This is a genomic window from Ruicaihuangia caeni (assembly GCF_040536845.1).
In the GTDB taxonomy this organism is placed as follows: Bacteria; Actinomycetota; Actinomycetes; order Actinomycetales; family Microbacteriaceae; genus Ruicaihuangia; species Ruicaihuangia caeni.
This window is the reverse complement of record NZ_CP159582.1, coordinates 1,482,083-1,496,948: the sequence shown is the minus strand read 5'-3', so window position 1 is coordinate 1,496,948 and position 14,866 is coordinate 1,482,083. Positions and strand designations below refer to the sequence as shown.

At 69.1% G+C, this 14,866-nt stretch carries 17 protein-coding genes; 9 read left to right on the top strand and 8 right to left on the bottom strand.

Going from position 1 to position 14,866, the window contains the following annotated elements:
* The first annotated feature begins 27 nt into the window (after positions 1-27).
* Entirely contained in the window at positions 28-417 is a 390-nt protein-coding gene (locus ABV606_RS06965) for a fluoride efflux transporter FluC (protein ID WP_353987176.1), read from the top strand.
* Positions 414-773: a fluoride efflux transporter FluC gene (locus tag ABV606_RS06960; RefSeq protein WP_353987175.1), complete on the top strand. Its 360-nt coding sequence runs from the start codon at positions 414-416 to the stop codon at positions 771-773. The genes ABV606_RS06965 and ABV606_RS06960 overlap by 4 nt, the downstream gene beginning before the upstream one ends.
* Here ABV606_RS06960 and ABV606_RS06955 read toward each other — a convergent pair.
* Both ABV606_RS06955 and ABV606_RS06950 read right to left on the bottom strand, forming a co-directional pair.
* Entirely contained in the window at positions 675-968 is a 294-nt protein-coding gene (locus ABV606_RS06955; protein ID WP_281488202.1) for a hypothetical protein, read from the bottom strand. The genes ABV606_RS06960 and ABV606_RS06955 overlap by 99 nt on opposite strands.
* On the bottom strand, positions 965-2,062 hold the full coding sequence (locus ABV606_RS06950) for an NAD(P)-binding domain-containing protein (protein WP_353987174.1): 1,098 nt from the start codon (positions 2,060-2,062) through the stop codon (positions 965-967). The genes ABV606_RS06955 and ABV606_RS06950 overlap by 4 nt, the downstream gene beginning before the upstream one ends.
* A 123-nt stretch (positions 2,063-2,185) precedes the next feature.
* Here ABV606_RS06950 and ABV606_RS06945 point away from each other — a divergent pair, with 123 nt between their 5' ends.
* Positions 2,186-2,386: a DUF3073 domain-containing protein gene (locus ABV606_RS06945; protein ID WP_281488200.1), complete on the top strand. Its 201-nt coding sequence runs from the start codon at positions 2,186-2,188 to the stop codon at positions 2,384-2,386.
* Between the two features lie 99 nt (positions 2,387-2,485).
* Here the strand turns inward: ABV606_RS06945 and purM are convergent, their stop codons facing one another.
* Positions 2,486-3,577, bottom strand: a complete 1,092-nt coding sequence (gene purM, locus ABV606_RS06940) for a phosphoribosylformylglycinamidine cyclo-ligase (protein WP_353987173.1) — start codon at positions 3,575-3,577, stop codon at positions 2,486-2,488.
* A gap of 75 nt (positions 3,578-3,652) precedes the next feature.
* Between purM and purF the strand changes: the two genes are divergently transcribed.
* Entirely contained in the window at positions 3,653-5,110 is a 1,458-nt protein-coding gene (gene purF / locus ABV606_RS06935; RefSeq protein WP_353987172.1) for an amidophosphoribosyltransferase, read from the top strand.
* A 123-nt stretch (positions 5,111-5,233) separates the two neighbouring features.
* On the opposite strand, the gene ABV606_RS06930 is transcribed toward purF, so the two are convergent.
* Positions 5,234-5,629: a hypothetical protein gene (locus tag ABV606_RS06930; protein WP_353987171.1), complete on the bottom strand. Its 396-nt coding sequence runs from the start codon at positions 5,627-5,629 to the stop codon at positions 5,234-5,236.
* A 75-nt stretch (positions 5,630-5,704) separates the two neighbouring features.
* The gene (locus ABV606_RS06925; RefSeq protein WP_353987170.1) at positions 5,705-6,064 is read right to left on the bottom strand and encodes a sterol carrier family protein; all 360 of its coding nucleotides are present in this window, start codon (positions 6,062-6,064) and stop codon (positions 5,705-5,707) included.
* A 135-nt stretch (positions 6,065-6,199) separates the two neighbouring features.
* On the opposite strand from ABV606_RS06925, the gene ABV606_RS06920 reads away from it, so the two are divergent.
* Positions 6,200-7,237, top strand: coding sequence for an MBL fold metallo-hydrolase (locus ABV606_RS06920; RefSeq protein WP_353987169.1), 1,038 nt, complete (start codon positions 6,200-6,202; stop codon positions 7,235-7,237).
* A 23-nt stretch (positions 7,238-7,260) separates the two neighbouring features.
* Positions 7,261-8,499, top strand: a complete 1,239-nt coding sequence (gene purD / locus ABV606_RS06915; RefSeq protein WP_353987168.1) for a phosphoribosylamine--glycine ligase — start codon at positions 7,261-7,263, stop codon at positions 8,497-8,499.
* 345 nt (positions 8,500-8,844) lie between these two features.
* Here purD and ABV606_RS06910 read toward each other — a convergent pair whose 3' ends face one another.
* From ABV606_RS06910 to ABV606_RS06900, 3 genes are read right to left on the bottom strand one after another with little or no spacing between them, the layout of a single operon-like run.
* A complete protein-coding gene (locus ABV606_RS06910; RefSeq protein WP_353987167.1) occupies positions 8,845-9,708 on the bottom strand; it encodes a metallophosphoesterase in 864 nt (287 codons plus the stop codon).
* Positions 9,709-9,757: 49 nt separating this feature from the next.
* On the bottom strand, positions 9,758-10,927 hold the full coding sequence (locus ABV606_RS06905; RefSeq protein ID WP_353987166.1) for an acyl-CoA dehydrogenase family protein: 1,170 nt from the start codon (positions 10,925-10,927) through the stop codon (positions 9,758-9,760).
* Positions 10,917-12,200, bottom strand: coding sequence for a CaiB/BaiF CoA transferase family protein (locus ABV606_RS06900; RefSeq protein WP_353987165.1), 1,284 nt, complete (start codon positions 12,198-12,200; stop codon positions 10,917-10,919). The genes ABV606_RS06905 and ABV606_RS06900 overlap by 11 nt, the downstream gene beginning before the upstream one ends.
* 118 nt (positions 12,201-12,318) lie before the next feature.
* Between ABV606_RS06900 and ABV606_RS06895 the strand changes: the two genes are divergently transcribed.
* The 3 genes from ABV606_RS06895 (at position 12,319) to ABV606_RS06885 (ending at position 14,783) form a co-directional block, all read left to right on the top strand.
* Positions 12,319-13,218: a phosphoribosylaminoimidazolesuccinocarboxamide synthase gene (locus ABV606_RS06895; protein WP_435414784.1), complete on the top strand. Its 900-nt coding sequence runs from the start codon at positions 12,319-12,321 to the stop codon at positions 13,216-13,218.
* 4 nt (positions 13,219-13,222) lie between these two features.
* On the top strand, positions 13,223-13,729 hold the full coding sequence (locus tag ABV606_RS06890; RefSeq protein ID WP_281488190.1) for a GNAT family N-acetyltransferase: 507 nt from the start codon (positions 13,223-13,225) through the stop codon (positions 13,727-13,729).
* A gap of 184 nt (positions 13,730-13,913) precedes the next feature.
* Positions 13,914-14,783, top strand: coding sequence for a VOC family protein (locus ABV606_RS06885; protein ID WP_353987164.1), 870 nt, complete (start codon positions 13,914-13,916; stop codon positions 14,781-14,783).
* Positions 14,784-14,866: the final 83 nt, after the last annotated feature.

Here is a 14,866-nt window from a genome sequence, read left to right as displayed (position 1 = left end):
CCCCTCGCGCCCCACTACGCTGCTGGAGTGGTCCGCAGCGCGATAGCCGTCTTCGTCGGGGGCGCGATCGGCGCGGCCGGCCGGTACGCCATCGACCTGGCGCTGCCGCACGGGTCCGGCGAATTCCCCCTCTCCACGCTGCTGGTGAACGTGCTTGGCAGCTTCGCGCTGGCTCTGCTCGTCGGGGCGCGATGGGAACGGATGCCGCAGCCCGCGCGTCTGGCGTTGGGCCCCGGCCTCCTCGGTTCCTTCACCACCTTCTCGGCGGTGGCGGCATCCGCCATCGAGTTGTCGCCGCCGTTGTTTCTCGGCTACCTCGTCGTCACATTGCTCGCCGGGTTGGTCGCAGCGTTCATCGGTCTGCGAAGCGGCGCTGCCCTCGGCCACGCCGCCACCGCGAAGGGACGCAAGCAATGACCCTCCTCGCGGTGGCGCTCGGCGGCGGCTTCGGCGCGCTCGCCCGCTTCGCGGTGACTCGGGCGGTGCGCAGCCCCTGGGGCGTGCTCATCGTCAACGCCGTCGGATCGGCCGTGGCTGGCGTAGTGCTCGCTCTGGCGAGAGGCGGCGGGCTCGATGATGCAGCGACGACAGCGCTCATCGCGGGATTCGCCGGCGGACTCACGACGTTCAGCACGTTCGGCGTCGAGACGCTCGAGCTCCTGCGCGACGGCAGGTCAGGCGTCGCCCTGCTCAGCGTCTCGGCGAACCTCGTGCTCGGCATCGGCCTCGCTGTCGCCGGATACGTCCTCACGGCTGCGGCGTTCTGGGCCTGACTCCCGCTCCAGTGCTTCGGCGCGACGCTCGATCTCCATCCGAAGCCGTTCGAGCCGAAGCCGTTCGCGAGCCGGCGGGACGATCACAGTGAGCGTCAGCACGCCGACCACCCCGACGATGACGGCGAACACCACGGGCACCCAGATCAGCAGCACATCGGCGAGCGACGGATTCACGACTTCCTCGACACTCACTTCCTCGACAACTGCGCGATCACTTCACGCGCGATGGTACGACCGGCGCGGTTGGCGCCGATGGTCGATGCGGTCGGTCCGTAGCCCGCGAAGAACACGCGCGGGTCCTTCAGGGAGGTGCTGCGCGTCACGGTGACACCGCCCGCCTTCTCCCGCAGGCGCAGCGGCGCCAGATGCCGGAGTTCGGGGCGGAACCCGGTGGCCCAGATGATGACGTCGGCTCGCTGGAACCTGCCATCGGCGAACCGCACCCCGTGCTCCTCGACCGAGGTGAACATCGGATGCCGGATGAGCGCGCCACGGTCGATCGCGGCCTGCATGCGCCGCGTCAGCGGAACGCCCGTGCCGCTGACGATGCTCGGCAGCGCGCGGCCCTCGCGCGCCGCCTCCTCCTGCGCGGCGACCGCCGCGATGGCGGTCTCGGTGTCGAGGTTCTCCTGCTCGTGCAGCCACTCGACGGGCCGCCGACTCACCCAGGTGACGGATGCCGCGACCTCATCGAGCTCCATGACGAACCCGATCGCGCTCGTGCCGCCGCCGACGACGACGACGTCGAGGCCGCGCAACGCATCGGCGGAGCGGTACTGGGCGGTGTGCAGCATCCGCCCCTTGAACCGGTCGAGTCCGGGGTACCACGGCACGAATGGTGAGCCCCAGGTGCCAGTGGCGTTCACGATCGTGCGCGCCACCAGCGAGTGCTCGCTCTCACCGGCGGTGTAGCGCACGACAAGAGCCTCGCCCTCGTTCTCGACACGGAAGACGGATGCCGGGCGCACGACCCGCATGTCGTAATGCTCCTCGTAGCGACGGTAGTACTCCTCGACCACCTGTCGCGCGGGAAGCGATCGGTCAGCCGTGTCGAAGCTGACCCCGAGCTCCTGCATGCCGGGCAGGTCGGCCACGCGATGTGCGACCCCGAGCCGCAGTGACTCCCAGCGGAACTGCCACGCGCCACCGGTCGAAGGACCGCGGTCGAGGATGATCTGATCGACCCCGGGCTCAAGACCCAGTCGCCGCAGGTAATATGCCACCGAAAGACCGGCCTGACCGGCACCGATGACGGCCACCTGGGCGTCAATGCGATCGGCTGGCACCTCGCCAACACTACCGGCCGGCGCGGGTCCTGAGCCCCGATGATGGCGGGTGCCGCATGATAAACTGTCGGTCGGTATTCCAAGACCGGTTCCGCTGATTTTTACGCATAGAGGGGGTCACGCATGGGGCGCGGCCGTCAGAAGGCAAAGCACACCAAGGTCGCTCGTGAGCTGAAGTATTTCAGCCCAGACACGAACCTCGACGCGCTGGAGCGAGAGCTCGCTGGCAACGCCCGCCTCGAGGAAGACCTTGAGGCGTGGCCCGAGTACGCGCAGTACGACAAGTACGGCGACGACGACGAAGAGAAGTCCAACATCGCCTGACCGCGATGCGACATGCGAAGAGCCCGGCTTCGGCCGGGCTCTTCGCACCTCACGACTCTTCGGGTGCGCCCGTGAGAGCGCGAGTCCGTCGGGCGGACCTCAGCCCGAGTAAGCCCCCACCAGGCGCACGGCGCCGCCGTCGACTCCCTTGGCACCCTGCTCGAAACCGGTGAGGTCGCGAGCGCTCGTGCTGACGCTGCCTGCGACCCACGCGGGGATGCCGCGGCGAGTGCTCTCGGCGACGACCCAGTCGGCGGCATCCGCTGCCACGATCGCGAACATGCCGATGCCCAGGTTCCACGTGCCTTCCGCGTCGCCCAGGGCCATACCGCCCCAGTCGGCGAGCACCCGGAAGACGGATGCCGGCGACCAGCTCGCGCGGTCGACCTCGGTCCAGGCGCCCTGCGGCAGCACGCGCGCGAGGTTCGCGGCGATTCCGCCGCCGGTCACATGGGAGAGCGCGTGGATCGCACCCGGCCGCTCATCGAGCATGGCCGCGAGCGGCGCTGTGTACAGACGAGTGGGCTCGAGCAGCACCTCCCCGACCATGCCGCCGAGGTCGTCTGAGTGGTCGGTGTATCGGATGCCGCGCTGCGACAGGATATGCCGAACGAGGGAGTAGCCGTTGCTGTGCAGTCCGCTCGAGGCCATCGCCACCACGACGTCACCGTCGCGCACCCGCTCCGCGCCGAGGGCTTGATCGGCTTCGACCACGCCCACTGCCGCGCCGGCGACGTCGTAGTCGTCGGGGCCGAGCAGTCCGGGGTGCTCGGCGGTCTCGCCGCCGACGAGCGCAGTGCCGGTGGCTGAGCACGCCTCGGCGATACCGCGCACGATGTCGGCGATCCGCTCGGGCACGACCTTGCCGCAGGCGATGTAATCGGTCATGAACAGGGGCTTCGCGCCCACCACGATGATGTCGTCGACGACCATGCCGACGAGGTCTTGCCCAATGGTGTCGTGCTTGTCGATCGCCTGGGCGATCGCGACCTTGGTGCCGACGCCGTCGGTCGAGGTCGCCAGCAGCGGCCGCTCGTATTCCTTGAGGAACGAGACGTCGAAGAGTCCTGCGAAACCGCCCACTCCCCCGATGACCCCGGCGGTGTGGGTCTTCGCCACCGCCGCCTTCATGAGCTCGACCGCGCGATCACCCGCCGCCGTATCGACTCCGGCCTCGGCGTACTTGTCCATCGAGTTGTGCTCCAGGTGGGTGTGCGAAAATCGGGCGAAAGCACCTTCCACTCTACGTTCTGGAGCTCCTCCCGCATGTGCGGCATCGTTGGCATCGTCTCATCGCAGCCAGTCAACCAACTCATCTACGACGCACTCGGACTCCTCCAGCACCGCGGTCAGGACTCGACCGGCATCGCGACGTGCGAGGGAAGCACGCTGCACATGTTCAAGGCGCGCGGGCAGGTGCGCGAGGCGTACCGGACTCGCGACATGCGTACCCTCATGGGCAGTATGGGGCTGGGCCACGTGCGCTACGCCACTCGCGGAGTCGCGACGCGTGACGAAGAGGCGCAGCCGTTCTACGTCAACGCCCCGTACGGCATCGTGCTGGTGCACAACGGCAACCTCACGAACACGCGAGAGCTCACCGACGCGCTGTTCCGCACCGACCGTCGGCACATCAACACGTCGAGCGACACCGAGTTGCTCGTGAACGTCTTCGCCCACGAGCTCCAGCAGGAGGTCTCGGGCCTCGATCTCGATGCCGACCAGGTGTTCAACGCCGTTTCGCGCGTGCACGAGCGCGTCGAGGGGTCGTACGCCGCCATCGCGCTGATCGCCGGGCATGGGTTGCTCGCGTTCCGCGACCCCTTCGGCATCCGCCCGCTCATCCTCGGCGTGCGCCGCGAAGACGGCGAGCAGGACGAATGGGTCGTGGCGAGCGAGTCGCTCGTGCTCGAGGCCGGCGGCTACGAGATCGTGCGCGACATCGCGCCCGGCGAGGCCGTGTTCATCGCGATGAACGGTGAGATCGCCACGCGGCAGTGCGCGCCGAACCCCGTGCTCATCCCCTGCTCATTCGAGTACGTGTACCTCGCAAGGCCGGACTCGATCATGAACGGCATCTCGGTGTACGACGCCCGGCTTCGCCTCGGCGACCGGCTCGCAGACACCGTGGCGAAGCACGCGCCGCTCGGTGACATCGATGTGGTCATGCCGATCCCCGATTCGTCGCGGCCGGCCGCCATGCAGGTCGCCCAGAAGCTCGGCATCGAGTATCGCGAAGGGTTCTACAAGAACCGATACGTCGGACGCACCTTCATCATGCCGGGCCAGGCGGAGCGGCAGCGCTCAGTGCGTCAGAAGCTCAACGCGCTGAGCACCGAGTTCAAGGGCAAGAACGTGCTCATCGTCGACGACTCGATCGTGCGCGGCACGACCTCGAAGGAGATCGTCGACATGGCCCGGCAGGCCGGCGCGAACTCGGTCACGTTCACCTCGGCCGCACCGCCCGTGCGCTACCCGCACGTCTACGGCATCAACATGCCGTCACGCCAGGAGCTCATCGCGCACGGCCGCAAGATCCCCGAGATCGCCGAGCTGCTCGGCGCCGACCACATGATCTTCCAAGAGGTCGACGACATGGAGCAGGCGATCCTTGAGGGATCGAACGTCACCTCGCTCGAGATGAGCTGCTTCACGGGCGATTACGTAACGGGCACCGTCACCGACGAGTACCTCGCGTGGGTGGAAGCGAACCAGGCCTCCTGAACTCCCGCCGGGGGGTGTCGAAGCTCGGCCGGCTCGGGCCCGCTTGAGTTCGGTCGGCTCGAGCCTCCTCGAGCTCGGCCGGCACGAGCAACTGCGACCCGGCTTCGCCGAGCCGGGCGTCGATCAGGCGTTCGGCTGGTCGCCTTCGGGCATGCCACCGTCGAGCCGCTCGCCCGGCGCGTTCGGGCGCTGGGGGTCGGGTTCGAGCTGCGAGTCCGACTCCGACAACCGGGTCTCCTCGCGCTCCGCGATAGCCGGGGCCGCTCGGCGGCTGGAACTCCAGTCGACGATGACGGCGATCACGGCGGCCACACCGACGCCAATGGGCACTCCGTAGACGAGGAGCAGGCCGAGCGTCGGGCCGAATCCCACGTTCTCGTCGATCGGGAACGCCACGGTGAGGATGAACGCGACGATCGCCCCGACGATGGCGCCGGCGATGAGGAACATGCCGATGCGGGGCGCGCGGCGCACGCGCACTTCGTCGGTCGGGGGAAGATCCTCGGGTTCGGCGTTCACCCCTCCATTGTCGCCTACGCGAGGCGACCCGGGGCCTTTGGCTGCGAAGCCCAGCGCCGAAGCCCAGCGCCGAAGTCAGCGTCGCACAAGCGGCAGCACCGGCGAGAGATCGGCCCGGCTGCCGGAAGCGCTGATGCGGGCCGCGGCCAGGGCATCGGGCCACCCCAGCGACCCGGTGGCGAGCGCCACCCAGGTTGCGGCATCCATCTCGACCACATTGGGCGGAGTGCCGCGCGTGTGCCTGGGGCCTTCGACCGCCTGCACCGCGCCGAACGGCGGAACTCGAACCTCGACGCTGTTGCCAGGAGCACGGTCGGTGAGGCACTGCAGCAGGTAGCGCACCGCCAGCGCGACATCCGGCCGAGGCGCCCCGCCGGCGAGCACCGCGTCGACGGCGCGCAGGCCTGCCCCCTCATCGATCCTCGCCCGCGCCATGAGGCCCACCGTACTCGTGCGCGAAGCCCCCTCTGATGCGGCGCCGCCGCTGTGAAGCCGACGGCATACTCGCGCACGGGTTCGCGCTCGCCCTCGTCCTGGCGCTCGCTCCCGCCGTACGAAGGCGGTTGCCAGGTGCGCCACACTGAAATGGTGACTTCGAAGACGGATGCCGGCCGACCCCGCGCGACGACCCATCTGAAGCCCACCAGTGCCGACCAGGCCGAGGCCTGGAGCAGCGGCCGACTCGCCGCCCCCGATCAGGTTCGTCCAGGGGTGTGGTCGATCGCGATGGGCATGCCGGGACTGGTGAACTCGCTCATGACGGTCATCCGCGACAGCGAGGGAGCTGTGCATGTGATCGACCCGGCCCTCGACACCGAGGAGAACTGGGCCGCCACGCTCACGACCTTCGAAGCGCTCGGGCTCGACCTCGCCGATGTCGCGACGGTCGTCTGCACGCATCTCCACGCCGATCACTTCGGGCTCACCCAGCGCTTCCGGGTTGTCTCCGAGCCCGAGGTCATCGCGCACCGGATCGAGCAGGACTGGTTCAGTGCCGGAGTCGGCAATCCGCAGCAAGACCGAGCGGCCGACTTGAAGCGGTGGGGCGCTCCGGCATCCGTGCGCACGGCGTACTCGGAATGGCAGGATGCCGAACCGCCGCGCGATGCCCAGTTCACCGCGGATCGCCTGGTCGTCGAGGGCGAGACGATCCGCCTGGGCGAGCACGCCCTCGAGGTGATCCACACCCCGGGGCACACCGCAGGTCACATGTGTCTGCACGATGCCGAGCACGGGCTGCTCTTCACGGGCGACCATGTGCTGCCGACCATCAACCCGGGCCTGGGGCTGGGCGGCCGCATCGATCCGAATCCGCTCGCCGCCTACCTGGACTCGCTCGAGCGCATCGCCGCGTACGACCACGCCGAAGTGCTGCCGGGGCACGGGTTCCGCTTCCGAGGACTCCGCCAACGCGCGGAGCGGCTCGGCGCGCACCAGCGCTCGCGCGGCCAAGAGGTCGCGCATCTGGTCGAGCAGCATCCTGGGGCGAGTGTCTGGGACACCGCCTCCCGGGTCTCGTGGACCGGAGGCTGGGAGGCCCTCGGGCCGGTGGAGCGCATCTCAGCGCTCGCGCAGACCGAGATGTTCATCGCGGCAGCTCAGGCCTGAGTGCGCCAAGTACCCTTGCAAGGGTGAGGATTCTCGTACTCGGCTCAGGTGCCCGCGAACACGCCATCATCACCGCGCTGCTGCGGGAGGACGCGGGGCACGAGATCACGGCGGCCCCCGGCAACGCCGGGATCGCGCGTGAGGTGCAGACCGTCGCGCTCGACACCACCAATGGCGCCGTGATCGCCGATTACGCGGTCGACAACGACATCGAACTGGTCGTCATCGGCCCCGAGGCTCCGCTCGTCGCAGGCGTTGCGGATGCTGTGCGCACGCGTGGCATCGCGGTCTTCGGCCCCGGCAAGGCCGCCGCCCGGCTCGAGGGATCGAAGAGCTTCGCGAAGCACATCATGGAGTCGGCCGGAGTGCCGACCGGCCGGGCCGACCGCGCCGGCACGCTCGAGGAGGCGATCGAACTGCTCGACCGTTTCGGCTCGCCGTACGTGGTGAAGGCCGACGGGCTCGCCGCCGGCAAGGGCGTCATCGTCACCGACGACCGCGACGCCGCGATCGAGCATGCCCGCCACTATCTGCAGCAGGGCAGCGTGCTCGTCGAGGAGTTCCTCGATGGCGAAGAGGTGTCGCTCTTCGTGCTGAGCGATGGCCACAACGTGCTGCCGCTCAGCCCGGCGCAGGACTTCAAGCGCGTCGGCGACAGTGACACCGGCCCGAACACGGGTGGAATGGGCGCCTACTCGCCGCTGCCCTGGCTGCCCGAGGGCTTCACCGAACAGGTGCTCGAAGAGGTCGCCGTGCCGACCGTGCGCCAGCTCGCGGCCGAGCAGACGCCGTTCATCGGCCTCCTGTACTGCGGCCTCATCATCACCCCTCAGGGCATTCGCGTGATCGAGTTCAATGTTCGCTTCGGCGATCCCGAGACTCAGGTCGTGCTGCCCAGGCTCCGCACCCCGCTCAGCGAACTGCTCTTCGCGGCCGCCACCGGCGGGCTCGCCGGGCGTCCTTGGCCGGAGTTCAGCGACGACGCCGCGGTGGCCGTCGTGCTCGCGAGCGAGGGCTACCCGGAGGCGCCCATCACCGGCCGCCCGATCACCGGTCTTGACGAGCTCGACGGCGTCAGCGTCGCGCACGCCGCGACCGCGGCATCCGACACGGGCTTCACCGCCACCGGCGGTCGCGTGCTGAGCGTGGTGGGGACGGGGCGCGACATCGCTGAAGCGCGCGAGGTGACGTACCGCGAGATCGCGAAGATCGGGCTCGAGGGCAGCCACTACCGCACGGATATCGCCGCCCGCGCTGTGTGACCGCGACATCGCGCATGTCTGCGTCGCCCAGCGCGCTGCCGGCCGCTGGCGGCATCTGAGAGTTGCCTGCCGGCTTGGCGGCAGCCACTGTGCCGGGTTCCGCGATCAGGTCACTATATGAGGCGACGACTCCGCAGCGAATTCGTCGAGGCCGGCAGTGGCTTGGCGCTGAGCGGCGACGCGGCTGGTGCGATGACGTTGCGACTGACCGTCCCTGATCGAGAGAGATCGACTCCGAACGGGCCGTCGCGGGCCCCCAGCCAGAGGCGGGACCCGCGACGGCCACGTTCTGGACGTTCTGGCCGTTCCGGCCGCCCTGCTTCGCCGGTCGTCGCGTCGCCGCCGTCAGGTGTGGCGAGCCGGCCCCGCCGCTTCGATGATGCGCTGCATCTGCTGGGTATCGAAGCGATAGACGCGCACGCCGTCGCCGATGCGCGGGACCGTGAAGGGCAGCACTCGCACACCGTGCTCGTGCACGCGCACGAACGCCGCGCCGCTGCCGGCGACCGCCCCCTCGAACTCAGGCGGTGAGAACTGCTCCGACTGGTTGGTGATGGCGGGAGCGAGCACGACGGGGATGCCCGCCACCTGGTCGACGATCGCCGCGTGGTAGTGGCCGCCGAGCACGACCCGCACATCGCTGCCGCGCAGCACGTCGATGAGCGCCTCGGGATGCTGCAACTCGAGCGCCCTCAGCAAGGGGGTCTCGGCGGGCACAGGCGGGTGGTGCAGCATCAGCACTGTGCCCCGCTCGGAGGGCGTGGCGAGTTCCCGACGCAACCACTCGAGTTGCTCTTCGCCGATCGCGCCGTAGCCGGCACCGGGCACGTGCGTATCGAGCACGATCACCCGCATCCCGTCGACCACGGTCGACGAGTAGAAAGGATGCTCGCCGGGCTCGAGGCCGGCATCCGTCATGGCCTGACGGAACCCCGGAGTCTGATCGTGGTTGCCCAAGCAGTACGCCACTGCCGCACAGCGCTCAGCCGCCCACGGTTCGACCATCGCGCGCAAGCGCCGGTACGAATCGACTGAGCCGTCGTCTGAGAGGTCGCCCGTGCAGGCCACGAGATCGACCCGGCGTACCGGCTCGAGATGACCCAGCACCGACTCGAGCGCTGCCACAGTGTCGGTGACATCGTGGTGCAGCGCCCCGCCCTCCTTGAAGTGCGTGTCGCTCAGGTGGACGATCGTGAACTCGTCGGTCATGCGTCGATCCTGCCGCCAGCCGCCGACACGCGCCGAGACGTGCTGCCGGTCAGCGGAACGCGGCGAACCCGGTGAGCGCGCGTCCCAGCACGAGCGAGTGCACCTCGTCGGTTCCCTCGTAGGTCGCCACCGCTTCGAGGTTCGCCATGTGGCGCATCACGGGGAACTCCGAGGTGATGCCATCACCGGCGAGGATGCCGCGCGCCGTCCGCGCGATCTTCTGCGCCTCGCGCACATTGTTGAGCTTGCCGACGCTGATCTGCTCGGGTGTGATGGCCTCGGCATCCTTCAGGCGTCCGAGATGCAGCGCGAGCAGCATGGCCTTCTCGTACTCGACGAACATGTCGGCGAGCTTCTGCTGGGTCAGCTGCATGGCGCCGATCGGCTTGCCGAACACCTCGCGGCTCTTCGAGCGCTCGATCGCGACCTCGAGGCAGGTGCGAGCCGCCCCGACGACGCCGAACACGATGCCGAAGCGCGCCTCGTTCAGACAGCTGAACGGGCCGGAGAGCCCCGCTGCCCCGGGGAGCCGCGCGCTCTCGGGAAGGCGCACGTCGTCGAGCACGATGTCGCACTGCACCGACGCGCGCATGGCGAGCTTGCTCTCGATGGCGGTCGCCGTGAACCCGGGAGTGTTGGTGGGAACCGCGAAACCGCGCACCCCGTCTTCGGTCTGCGCCCACACGATCGCCACATCGGCCAGGGTTGCGAGCCCGATCCAGCGCTTCGTTCCCGAGATCACCCAGTCATCGCCATCGCGCCGGGCGAAGGTCTGCATGGCTGCGGGGTCGCTGCCCCCGGTCGGTTCGGTGAGCGCGAAGCAGCCGACGAGCTCGCCCTTCGCCATGCCGGGAAGCCACTGCTGCTTCTGCTCCTCCGAGCCGAACTTCGCGATCGCCGACATCGCCAGGGAACCCTGCACCGACACGAAGGTGCGCCAGCCGCTGTCGATGGCCTCGAGCTCCATGCAGACCAGGCCGTAGCTCACGGCGTCCGCGCCGGCGGTGCCGTAGCCCTCGAGGTGCATGCCGAGGAACCCGGCCGCGCCCGCCTCGGCGATGAGTTCGCGCCGGAAGTGCTTGGCCTCGAAGTCGTCTTCGATGACCGGTGCGATCCGCTCCGTGGCGAACTGGCGCGCCCGTCGCTGCCATTCGCGCTGCTCGTCCGAGAGCAGGGCGTCGAGGCCGAGCAGTCGCTCAGTGGTCAGTTCAGCGGTCATCGTGCCGTTCACTTTCTGGTCGGTGGGGATGCTGGTTGGCGAGGTCGAGGTGGGCGCTGGATGCGGCAGCGGATGCGGGCGGCTCGGACGCGGGAGCGGGCTCGGATGCTGCGTCGTGCCACCAGGCGCCATCGTGAGCGCCGAGGCTCGGTGGCGCCGAGCGATATACCGGAGGCGTGGCAGAGAGCCGCAGCGCGCTCGCGACCTGCCGGGCGGGGGCACCGGCATCCGGGTCGTCGATCTCGACGATCGGGGCGAGGCCAAGTCGCTCAGCCAGCTCGAACCCCTCGAGCACCGTGTTCACACGACCGGCCGGTACGCGGGCCTCGGTCAGCGCCATCACCCAGTGGTCTGCGGGGCGCTGCGCGAGCGCGGGCTCGATGTGCGAGCGCAGTGCGTCACGGTTTCCGACCCGCGCCTGGTTCGTGGCGAACCGCGCGTCATCGGCGAGCTCGGGCATGCCGAGCACCCCAGCGAAGGAGGCGAACTGGCGGTCATTGCCGACCGCGACCGCGAGGCTCGCATCCGCCGCGTGGAACGTCTCGTATGGCGTGATCGACGGATGCCGGTTGCCCAGCCTCGCGGGCGAGCGACCCGTCGAGATGGCCGCCGACGCCTGGTTCGTGAGCGCCGCGAGCAGCGACGAGAGCAGGTTGACCTCGACGTGCTGACCGCGCCCGGTCGCGTCGGCGTGTCGGAGGGCCGCCTGGATGCCGATCACCGCGTTGAGGCCCGTGATGACGTCGACGAGTGCGACGCCGGCCTTCGTGGGCTCGCCATCGGGGTCGCCCGTGATGCTCATGAGCCCGCCCATCGCCTGCACGAGCAGGTCATAGCCGGGAAGGTCGGCACCGGCGCCCGAGCCGAAGCCGGTGATCGAGCACATGACGACCCGAGGGTTCGCGGCGAGCAGCCGTCCGTGGTCGAGACCGAATTTCTGCATGGTGCCGGGCCGGAAGTTCTCGACGACCACGTCTGCGGTCGACGCGAGCTGCCACGCGCGCTGGCGACCCTCGTCGCTCGCGAGGTCGAGTGCGATCGACCGCTTGTTGCGATTGACGCTCGCGAAGTAGGTGCCTCGGCCCGCGGAGTCGGCCGGCGGGATCCAACCTCGGGTGTCGTCACCGGCCGGGCTCTCGATCTTGATCACATCGGCGCCGAGGTCGGCGAGCATCATCGTGGCGAACGGACCGGCCAGCACCCGAGAGAAGTCAGCGACTCGAACCCCGCGCAACGCGCTCGTCGCGTGTGCGGCGTGGTCGGCGTGGCTCACCCGGGCTCCTTCGCTGTTGAACTGCCTTCGAGACTATCGCCCGCCGGCATCCGCCCTGTTCACTCGGCGGGCGCGAGGGCACGCTGAACTGGGCACGCTGAACAGGGCACGCTGAATAATGGGGAGGGTGATCACCGAACTGCCCGGCTGGGCGCACGAGTACTCCGGCAAGGTGCGAGAGCTGTACCGCCCGATCGACGAGCAGGCAGCGGATGCCGCCAGCCCCGCGGTTGATCGCATGCTCGTGGTTGCGAGCGACCGCGTGAGCGCCTACGACTTCGTGCTCGAGCCAGGCATTCCTGGCAAGGGCGAACTGCTCACCCGGCTGAGCTCGTGGTGGTTCGAACAGCTCGACGTGCCGAATCACGTGCTCTCGACCGAGCCGGTGTCGGCCGGCGGCCTCGTGCCCGACGCCGTCGCCGGACGCGCGATGGTCGTCAAGCGCCTCGACATGTTCCCGGTCGAGTGCGTGGTGCGCGGGTATCTCTCCGGCAGCGGTTGGGAGGAGTACCGGCGAAACGGCAGCATCTGCGGCGTGCCGCTGCCGGTCGGGCTCAACGACGGTGACCGGCTGCCGCGCCCGATCTACACCCCGGCGTGGAAGGCTCCGTTGGGGCTGCACGACGAGAACATCACCTACGAGCGCACGATCGAACTCGTCGGGGCGGATGCTGCGGCGTCCCTCCGCGACCTCTCGCTGTCGATCTTCGCGCGCGCGAGCGAGATCGCCGAGGCGCGCGGCGTCATCCTCGCCGACACCAAGTTCGAGTTCGGGCGCGACGCGGATGGCACCATCACGCTCGGCGACGAGGTGCTCACCTCTGACAGCAGTCGCTACTGGGACGCCGCCGCCTACCACCGCGGCGAGCGGGGGCAGAGCTTCGACAAGCAGATCGTGCGCGACTGGCTCGCGGCCAATTGGGACCGCTCAGGGGTTCCCCCGGTTCTTCCTCAGGAGATTGTCGAACGTACATCGGCTCGTTACCGTGAACTGATCGGGTTGATGACGGGAGCGTGAGTGAATGAGTGCGGCGATCTTGCGGGTCGATGTCGAGCATGCCGACAGCGTGCTGCTGAGGGCCGCACAGCGGGCAGAGATCGCGGCGCGATACCGCGACCCGGCGCGTGAGCCCGGCCGCCTCTCGTCGGAGGACTTCTCGGCGTTCTATCTCGCCTATGTCGACGGTATGCCGGCAGGATGCGGCGGCGTCATGTGCCTCGGCGACGAGAGCGCGGATGCGGCGACCGGCAGTGACGGCGGCGCCTTCCCCGCAGGGTTCACCGATGCCGCAGAGGTCAAGCGCATGTACGTGAGCCCGGCCTACCGCGGCACCGGGATCGCCCCCCAGCTGCTCGCCGAGATCGAGTCGTTCGCGCGCGAGCAGGGGCGCACCCGGCTCGTGCTCGAGACGGGCACCGGGCAGCCCGACGCCATGCGGTTCTACGAGCGCGAGGGGTTCTCGCGCATCCCCAATTTCGGGCCCTATGAGACCGAGGAGCTCTCGGTCTGCTACGCCAAGCTGCTCTAGCTGGTCGACGGTCTAGCAGGTTCCCTTGCGAACCCTCGTGTGCGAGATGGCGCGCTCCGGTCGGTCAGGCGTACGGAGCGCGAGGTGCGGCGGCGCACTCGAGGGAGCGCAACGGGAATACCTGCGGGGCGGCATCCGTTGTTGCCTATGAGAGATAGTTGCCTCAACAACGAAAGTGACGATTATGGCTGAGATCCTGCCCGCCAAGACCGATATGGGCGCGGTGACGCTCAAGGTCGCCAACCTCGATCGCATGATCGGCTTCTACCAGCAGGGCGTTGGCCTCGACGTGCTCGCCCAGGAGGGCGACTCGGCCGTGCTCGGCCGCCCAGGGGTTCCCGCGCTCGTGCTCGAGGTCGCCCCCGAGCTCAAGCACGCGCCGATGAACGCCGCCGGCCTGTTCCACACCGCGATCCTCTTCGACTCGAAGGCCGAGCTCGCCGCTTCGGTGTACTCGGTCGCCCGCAAGTACCCGCAGTCGTTCACCGGCAGCTCCGACCACTTCGTGAGCAACGCCTTCTACTTCGACGACCCCGAGGGCAACGGCGTCGAGCTGTACTGGGACAAGCCTCGCGACGAGTGGGAGTGGCGCAACGGCGAGGTGCACATGGGCACCGTCTTCCTCGACCCCAACGCGTTCCTGCGCGAGAACATCACCGAGCAGGGCCTCGAGGGCGCGGTCGAAGGAGACGCGAAGGTCGGCCACGTGCACCTCAAGGTGGGCGACATCCAGACCGCGAAGCAGTTCTACGTCGACACCGTCGGCTTCGAGGTGACGATCGCCTACGGCACCCAGGCGCTCTTCGTCTCGGCAGGCGGCTACCACCACCACCTCGGCATGAACACCTGGCAGAGCGCCGGTGCCGGCACTCGCACGCCAGCACTCGGGCTCGGTGAGGTGTCGATCGAGGTGCCGGATGCCGGCGAGCTCGACGCTCTCACCTCGCGGCTCAAGTCGAAGGGCGTGCAGGTGCGCAACGACGGCCGCGAGGTGACCTTCGACGACCCGTGGGCGAACCTCGTGCGCGTGGTGGCTGCGCCGGCGGCGGCCTGACCGCAGCACCCGGACGCGCCAGGGCGCTTCCGGCGTCCTGACGACGAGAGCGGCCCACCCCCTCAGGGGTCGGGCCGCTCTCT